General features: G+C 65.4%; 2 protein-coding genes. One reads left to right on the forward strand and one right to left on the reverse strand.

All coding sequences use genetic code 11. The features are described from left to right. Positions 1-746 (reverse strand): dihydrodipicolinate reductase (locus A5698_RS09170; protein ID WP_068295724.1); only part of this gene is annotated, 746 nt, incomplete at its 3' end. A 131-nt stretch (positions 747-877) separates the two neighbouring features. Between A5698_RS09170 and A5698_RS28535 the strand changes: the two genes are divergently transcribed. After that, positions 878-1,018, forward strand: coding sequence for a hypothetical protein (locus A5698_RS28535; RefSeq protein ID WP_156670581.1), 141 nt, complete (start codon positions 878-880; stop codon positions 1,016-1,018). Positions 1,019-1,146: the final 128 nt, after the last annotated feature.

The raw sequence follows: 1,146 nt of genomic DNA on the forward strand, positions 1-1,146 counted from the left end.
GTCCCCGCCTCGATAGTGCCGAACGCCACCTCGATGTCGCGGTCCGTGACGCGGCGGTCGAGGGTGCCGCGGACCTCCTCGACCTCCACGCCGAGACCGGCGGCCATCAGATGAATCGGTGCCCGCCAAGCCATTTCGATGAACCCAGGCGTCTTCAGCAGCGGTTCGAAATCCAGGGGACGACCAAAGCCCATGCCGTTCATCATCACGTCGGCCACCGGGTAGTGATCGTTGAGCGCGACCTCGGTGACGGTCAGACGCTGGATCCGCTTCGACTGCGTGGCGAGCACCAACGCCAGCTGGTCGGAGCCGAAACCGGGGAAGATCCCGGAGGCGTAAAAGGATGCACTCCCCTTCTTCGCCGCCTGCTCCATCTGGTTGCGCCATTCGGGCGAGTAATAGGCGGGCGGATAGATCAGCGTCGTCGACGACGTCGACACGACGTTGATCCCGGCTTCCAGGAGCTTCAGGTAGTCGGGCACCGCCGCGGCGTCGCGTTCCGGCCCGCTCGCGGCGTACACCACGCAGTCCGGTCGCAGCGTGATCAACGCATCGGCGTCATTGGTGGCCGCCAGCCCGATCGGATCACCGCCCGCCAGCACCCCCGCGTCCTTGCCGTCCTTCTCCTCGGAGTGCACCCACGCCCCGACCAGTTCGAGGTCGGGCCTGCTCCGGATCGCATCGATCGCGATGGAGCCGATTCCGCCGGTCGACCAGACCACGACGCGGTGCTTACCTCCGGTCATCGATCCTCCTCCGGGAGCCCGGTGTGGCGACAAAGCCAGCGCTGAGAATAGCATCCACTATTAATGGTAACCAGAACAAAGATTAGGTTAGAGTCGGTCGTCGTGAATACCCCGGCCTTGTCGCGGTGCTGATGTTCACGCTCCGGTTCGACATCCGGGCGCCCGCCGAGGGAGCGCCGACGACCGAGCTGTACTCGGTCGCTGTGCAGATGTGTGGGAGACGGCAGGGCGACGAATCGGTCGCGAGTATCTCGAGCGCGCCGCACTGGTGACGGGGTCAATCGCAGCAACGGAGGAATCGTGAAAACACCGCTGAGAACCGTGGTCTGGGGGACGGGCGGCGTCGGGTCGATCGCGATCGATGCGATCCGGAGCAGGCCCGACCTGGATCTGGTCGGGG

Origin of the sequence: Mycobacterium sp. E136, assembly GCF_001666865.1 — a bacterium.
Taxonomy (GTDB): Bacteria; Actinomycetota; Actinomycetes; order Mycobacteriales; family Mycobacteriaceae; genus Mycobacterium.